Source organism: Acinetobacter sp. NIOH-H-8 (assembly GCF_046635365.1).
GTDB lineage: Bacteria > Pseudomonadota > Gammaproteobacteria > Pseudomonadales > Moraxellaceae > Acinetobacter.
Map to the genome: position 1 here is coordinate 24,810 of NZ_JBHDVN010000033.1, position 7,005 is coordinate 31,814.

General features: G+C 41.8%; 6 protein-coding genes and 1 pseudogene. 5 read left to right on the forward strand and 2 right to left on the reverse strand.

The annotated features are described in order from the left end of the window. Positions 1–34 precede the first annotated feature (34 nt). The 5 genes from moaCB to ACEWB7_RS12240 are packed head-to-tail and all read left to right on the forward strand — an operon-like array spanning position 35 to position 4,313. Positions 35–958: a bifunctional molybdenum cofactor biosynthesis protein MoaC/MoaB gene (moaCB, locus tag ACEWB7_RS12220; RefSeq protein WP_180053713.1), complete on the forward strand. Its 924-nt coding sequence runs from the start codon at positions 35–37 to the stop codon at positions 956–958. Next, the gene (locus ACEWB7_RS12225) at positions 958–2,187 is read left to right on the forward strand and encodes a molybdopterin molybdotransferase MoeA (RefSeq protein ID WP_312318759.1); all 1,230 of its coding nucleotides are present in this window, start codon (positions 958–960) and stop codon (positions 2,185–2,187) included. The genes moaCB and ACEWB7_RS12225 overlap by 1 nt, the downstream gene beginning before the upstream one ends. A 15-nt stretch (positions 2,188–2,202) precedes the next feature. Continuing rightward, positions 2,203–2,964 carry a molybdate ABC transporter substrate-binding protein gene (gene modA, locus ACEWB7_RS12230; RefSeq protein ID WP_411580854.1) on the forward strand — a complete coding sequence of 254 codons (762 nt, stop codon included), beginning with the start codon at positions 2,203–2,205 and terminating at the stop codon, positions 2,962–2,964. Positions 2,965–2,986: 22 nt separating this feature from the next. Further along, positions 2,987–3,670, forward strand: coding sequence for a molybdate ABC transporter permease subunit (gene modB / locus ACEWB7_RS12235; protein WP_180014009.1), 684 nt, complete (start codon positions 2,987–2,989; stop codon positions 3,668–3,670). Position 3,671: 1 nt separating this feature from the next. Continuing rightward, complete coding sequence (locus ACEWB7_RS12240) at positions 3,672–4,313, forward strand: ATP-binding cassette domain-containing protein (RefSeq protein WP_411580857.1); 642 nt, start codon at positions 3,672–3,674, stop codon at positions 4,311–4,313. On the opposite strand, the gene ACEWB7_RS12245 is transcribed toward ACEWB7_RS12240, so the two are convergent. Next, a complete protein-coding gene (locus ACEWB7_RS12245; protein ID WP_411580859.1) occupies positions 4,303–6,855 on the reverse strand; it encodes an EAL domain-containing protein in 2,553 nt (850 codons plus the stop codon). The genes ACEWB7_RS12240 and ACEWB7_RS12245 overlap by 11 nt on opposite strands. Positions 6,856–6,885: 30 nt before the next feature. Continuing rightward, a pseudogene (locus ACEWB7_RS12250) lies at positions 6,886–7,005 on the reverse strand (IS30 family transposase); the annotation flags it as partial.

The following is a 7,005-nucleotide window of genomic DNA, read 5'->3' on the forward strand; positions in this document are numbered from 1 at the left end:
CGTTTTAAGAAGAAATGAACTATAGGAACATGCAATGAAAAATGTCGGGATGAAAGCAGAAAGTTATCGGACTGCAGTAGCTACAGGGATTCTGCATGCACCGCCACATTGCATTGAATTATTACGGAATGGCAATACGGAAAAAGGTGATGCTCTAAAGACAGCTCGCATCGCCGGAATCTTAGGGGCTAAACGAACCGATGAACTGATTCCGCTGTGTCATCCTTTACCAATTTATCGCGCAGATGTGGAATATGAACTGTTTGATGCACATGTCGAAATTATTGCCACAGTAGAGACTATTGGTCCAACCGGTGTGGAAATGGAAGCCTTGACTGCCGTTAGTCTGGCTGGATTGACCCTCTATGACATGCTCAAACCACATTGTGAACCGGAAGATCTATGTCTGGATCAATGTAAATTGCAAAAGAAAAAAGGCGGTAAATCGCATTTTACCCGTGTCTTAAAAGAAGCCTTGCCAGCATCCATCATTGTGCTTTCAGATACGGTCGCTGCCGGTAAAAAACCGGATACAGCAGGGCAAAATGTCCTGGAAATATTACAAGAAGCCAATTTTGAAAATATTGCCTATCAGGTAATCCCAGACGACCCTGAACAGTTATTGGCACTAGTTGAACAGCAAAAAAATGACTATCCATTGATCCTGACTGTAGGTGGTACAGGCTTGGGTCCTAAAGATTTAACCGTTGAAACTTTACAGCCTTTACTGAAACGGGAAATTCCTGGACTCATGGAAGCTTCACGCAGTTTCGGCCAGAAACGCACGCCGTATGCAGCTTTAAGTCGTGGCGTTGCGGGCTATATTGATAACAGTTTGGTAATGACTTTACCGGGCAGCCGACAAGGGGCTAAAGAATCTTTAATTGCTGTACTACCAGCGTTGGTACATTTATTTGATGTGCAAAAAAATATTCCACATCAAGGCGGTTATCAATAATGTCTGGATGCGGAGCAGAACATGGTCTGATTACAGTAGATCAGGCTTTAGAATTAATTTTGCAGCATACTCAAGTGTTAGCAACTGAACGATTGAAGTTGAATCAGGCCTTAAATCGTTATCTGGCAGAGGATATTTATTCTGGGATTAATCTACCGTTATTTTCGCAAAGTGCCGTAGATGGTTATGCATTGTGTACCCAAGCTGCAATTGAACCAGAACGCGAATTCCAACTGATTGGTGAAATTCGGGCGGGACAACAGGGTGAACTGCAACTTCAGGATGGTCAGGCAGTCAGGATTTTTACTGGCGCTAAAATTCCGCTTGGGACTACTACGGTCGCACGTCAGGAAATTGTTCAAGTGATTGATTTATCCAGAATCAAAATTATGGAACAGCTCAGCGCTCATGCCGATATTCGCGATGTGGGCGAAGAAATTTCAGTCGGGCAATTATTGGCCAATAAAGGTCAACAACTGTCAGTCGGTGCAATTGCCTCTTTAAGCATGGCGGGAATCAATACTGTTGAGGTTTTTCAATATTCTAAAGTGGCTGTGGTCATTACAGGTGATGAAGTTGCTGAAAGTATAGAAGACTTTGTAGCGGGTAAAATCTTTGATGCCAACGGTCCCTTGATTGAAGCCTGGTTTCAGCAAGCCGGGCAGCAGGTTGAAATTTTTCATGTTGCAGATACTGAGGCGGCAGTACGGAATCTCATTCAAGAATTATCAGCAAGCTATGACCTGATTTTAACCACAGGCGGTGTATCTGTCGGAGATTATGATTTCATTCGGCCTGTAGCACTAGATTTAGGCTTTGAACAGATATTCTGGAAAGTAAAACAGAAGCCGGGCAAGCCGATGTTCTTTGCCCAGCTACAGCGAAATGATAGTTCACATTGTTATCTGCTGGGTTTGCCGGGCAATCCCGCAGCAGTGTATGTCGGCATGCAGATCTACACCGCAACTTTATTAAATGCCTTACAAGGCCACAAATCTCAGCCGAACTGGTTTAATGCTGTACTCACCCATGATCTGAAAATAGATGCTAGAGAGCGCTTTTTAAGAATGTCCGCCAGTTTTGAGCAATCGGTTTTACGAGTTAAAAGTCTGTCCAAACAGCAATCACATATGCTGAGCAATCTCATGCAGGCTAATTGTCTGGTTCGAATTCCGGCAGGAAAAAGCCTGAAAGAAGGGGATATTGTTCAAGGCTTATTTATTCACTGATGAGGGTAGATGCACATGAAAAAATCTCTGTTTTTATTCATGTGCATTGCCATGATGTTTTCATCAGTCCATGCAGGAACAGTGAAGGTTTACGCGGCAGCGAGTCTAAATAATGCTGTGACCGAAATTTCCAGAATTTACCAAGCTCAATATCCGCAAACTAAGATTATTTCCGTATTTGGTGCATCTTCTGCTTTAGCCAAACAGATCGAAGCAGGAGCCAGCAGCGATCTATACTTTTCAGCTGATCAGGACTGGATGAATTATCTGGTACGAAAGAAACTCATAAATCCCAGTTCAGTTCATCCCATCCTGTTAAACCAATTAGTGACGATCAGCCCGAAACATCTGAATATTCATTTTAAACCCCAATCTAATTTTAATTTTGCCCAGTCCTTTAAAGGTTATGTATGTACCGGACAAATGGAATCAGTGCCTGCCGGAAAATATGCCAAGCAAAGTCTGACCAAACTGAACTGGTTAAATGGCTTAAAAGGACGAATTGTTGGAACGGATGATGTGCGCTCGGCTTTGGCTTTTGTCGAACGTGGCGAGTGTGAAGTTGGGATTGTCTATAAAACTGATGCCTTGATCAGCCGAAAAGTAAAAATCATCGGTACTTTCCCAGCAAATTTACATAGTCCGATTGTTTATCCTTTAGCTTTGACACGGCAAGGTGTGCAGAATAAAGAAGCAGTGCAATTTGAACAATTTATACAAAAAAGCGTGCAGGCCAAAGCCATCTTTAAAAAATATGGATTTAGGCTGAACCCCTAATGGCTGGAGAAATAACTGCAAGATGTTAAGTCCAGAAGAACTCAGTGCACTCTACCTGTCTGCCAAAGTGGCTAGCTTTGCGACCTTATTTTGTTTACCTTTTGCAGTAGTATTGGCTTGGGTTTTGGCCAGATATGAATTTCGGCTTAAGTTTGTGGTCGAAGCATGTTTGCAATTGCCAATGGTATTACCGCCTGTGGTTTTAGGTTACTTACTTTTGGTGCTGTTTGGTAATCAAGGCATGATTGGCCAATATCTCAATACACTCGGGTTGCAACTGGCATTTAACTGGAAAGGGGCGGTATTGGCCTCGATGATTGTGGCATTTCCGCTGATGGTGCAACCGATACGTTTGTCATTTCAGCTTATGAACCAGCAACTCGAACATATCGCAGGTTCATTGGGCGCAGCACCGTGGAAAGTGTTTTGGAGTATCAATTTACCTCTGGCGATTCCCGGTATGCTGATTGGCAGCATCTTATGTTTTAGCCGCAGTCTGGGTGAGTTTGGTGCCACCATTACTTTTGTGGGCAATATTCCGGATGAAACCCGCACTATTCCCATCGCAATTTATTCCTTGCTGCAACAACCGAATGGTGAAGAAATGGCGATGCGTCTGGTGGTTTTATCTATTTTCTTGGCATTTACAGCCTTAATTGCCAATTATTTTATTTTGCAAAACTATCAACGGAAATTGGGAGGCTGAAATGTTGAAATGTGATTTTCAATATCAACAAGCCGATTTCAGATTGAATATTAAACTGGAAATGTCGCAGCAACTATTAGGGATTGTCGGTGCATCTGGGAGTGGAAAAAGTACTTTACTCAAAAATATTGTCGGGCTATTAAAACCTGATCAAGGATATATTCAGTTTAAACATCAGGATTTAATCAATACAGAAAAGAAAATTAATATTCCAATGCATCAGCGTAAAATTGCATTAGTTTTTCAGAATGCTTTGCTGTTTCCACATATGAATGTGCAGCAGAACCTATGTTATGCAGAAAAACTGGTATCTAGAGCAGATCGAAAATTCCAGTTTGAAGACATCGTAGAATTATTAGAATTAAAGCCTCTAATTTATCGCAAAGCCCATCAGCTATCAGGTGGAGAAGCGCAGCGCGTTTCTATTGGTCGGGCATTATTGTCTTCACCAAATTTATTGCTACTAGATGAACCTTTAACGGGACTGGATCAACAGTTAAAACAGCAGATCTTACCTTTCCTAAAACGGATTAAAGATGAGCTGAATTTACCGATGATTTATGTGACCCATCATTTAGAAGAGTTAGCTTACTTAGAAGCTGAAACTGTACTGCTCAAACAGGGAACATTAATCAGGAACTGATTAACTCTAGCTGATTGAGCCGGGCAGGTTTTGCATAGTAAAAACCTTGCAGATAATCACAATGATGTGATTTTAAACACTCAGCCTGTTCAGGATTCTCAATTCCTTCCGCAACGACTTCCAGATCCAGCTTATGCGCTAGGGTAATTATGGCTTCAATAATTGCCTCATCTCGTGGATTGCCGGGTAAATGCTGTACAAAGCTACGATCCAGTTTGATCTCATCGATCGGTAAGCTACGTAAATAACTTAAACTCGAATAACCAGTGCCAAAGTCATCCACCGAAACTTTAATCCCCAAAGCCCGGACATTTTTTAAGATCTCAATCGACTTATCACCGCTGGCAATTAGCATACTTTCAGTCACTTCCAGTTTAAGCAGCTCATGCGGGAATTCAATTTCTGCTAATAATTGCTGTAGATCGCTCAGGAATCCATTTCTTTTAAACTGTAAGGGAGACAGATTGACGGCAACCGAAATTTGAGTCTCATGTTGCATATTCCAGGCTTTGACTTCCTCACAAGCCTGTCTGAGCACCCATTCGCCAATCGAGACAATTTGACCAGTTCTTTCTGCAAAAGGAATAAAATCGGCAGGAGAAATAAAGCCTTTTTCTGGGTGTTGCCAGCGAATCAAGGCTTCCAGACATTTGACCTTGCCCGTTTCACTGTCCAGAATTGGCTGATAAAACAGTTTAAACTGCTGTTCATGCAGAGCGACCATCAGTTCATGACGAAGCTGTACATAATCTACCTTCGGTAAAGGCTCTTTCGTGAAATTATACCAGTGCCAGGTATTACCCCCTTCGGCATTGGCGTCACGCATGGCATCTTTAGCAGCATTGATAAACTGCTTAACACATTTAATGTCTGGATCAGCATCAGCCACACCAATACTGGCACTCAGGTGAATGTCGTAACCATCTACGTGAAAAGGTTGAGATAATCCGGCGATGATTTCTTCGGCACGTACAGCGACTTGCTTGAGATCAGTCATTTGAGTTAATAAAATTGCAAACTCATCCCCTGAAAATCTGGAAATCACATCTTCAGGCTCCAGGCATTGACTCAGACGATTGCCCACCAGTTTTAAAATTTTATCGCCAATATCATGACCTAAGCTTTGATTCAAAGGTTCAAAATCATCCAGATCTAGATATAAAAGCACCAGATTTGCAGAACCAGTGTGAGCTAAATGCAGTTTTTCCTGAACCACTTCTTCAAACAGCTTATTGTTGATAAAGCCGGTTAAATGGTCATGTGATTCCTGATAAGCGATCAATTCTTGCTGGGCAACATGCTGACTCACATCCTGTTGAATGGCAATGAAATGGGTGCATTTATGATTTTCATCAAACACCGGGCCCAGATTCAGCTTGTTCCAGAACCAGTGTCCATCCTTACGATAATTTTTCAGGATAATCTTGATTTCAGATTTATTTTGAATGGCATCACTGATTTGCTGGACGCTTTCCGTTGAAGTATCGGGTCCTTGTAATATACGACAATTTTTCCCTTTGAGCTCTTCCAGGCTATAACCGGTAATCTGCTCAAAGGCCGGATTAACATATTCAATAGGCTGGTCATTTTCTGCCGAAGTTAAAATAATGCCATGCGGATTTGCATCGACACTACGTTTCATTAATCTCAGCATTTCATTGTTTTGATAGCGTTCAGTTATATCGCGTGCCACGCTAAAAATACCGACAATTTCACCATTCACTTTAATTGGCAAAAAAGTTAAATCGAGCCAGTATTTCTGTCCTGCCGAGTTATGTGCCTGAACTTCAAGGTGTCCAGTCAGGCCATGCTTGGCCTGCTCAAAGGCTTCTAAGGCAAGAGGGCGATGTTCAGGTTCAATAAAATGATCAATTTTAGTTCCGATATGCGATTTAACACCAACTTCGTTAAAAAACTTGGTGGCCAGATTGGCATCTACAATATTGCCATCCAGATTGTGCTCAAAAATTGCATCGGGATGAAAAGAGAAAAATGACTGATATTTATCTTTGAGCTGATTTCGTTTTTTGCGTTCTTCATACAGCTCAAAGGTTAAGGCGATCAGCGAAGCTGCATATTGCAGCAGGTCAATTTCATTAGGAGTAGGAGACTTGATCGAACGATAATAAGTACCAAAAGAGCCAAAAAGTTTGCCACTCCCGTTGGCAATTGGTACCGACCAGCAGGCTCTTAAACCATTTTGTTTAACCAGATCTTTATATGCGACCCAGTTCGGATCATTGAGTAAATCCTCACAGACCACTAAACGACGATGATATGCAGCTGCACCACAAGCGCCAACATTCGGGCCGATTTTTAGATCTTTTGAAGCTTCTACATATTCTCTGGAAAAATAGGCTGGTTCTTTGATTAAATTAAGCGTTTGTTCCTGTTCCGAATACAACATGACAGATACCAGTGCATCCGGGATTTTGTCCCCTAACCATACAGTAATCGCATCTATGATATCCTCTAAGGCAGCAGCTTGACCAATCAGATTAAAAATCTCTTGGCTGGTGCCTCCATTATAAAAAGAAGTCATATTGTATCCTTAAGTATAAACCTGGCGAATTCAAACATGAGGTGCGACAGTTTCAAAAGCCTTATGATAATCAACAAGCTGAGCAAACTTCTCTAATGGTGTAAGCCAATCTAACGCTTTTCTAGGACGAGTATTCAGTGACATGGCAAC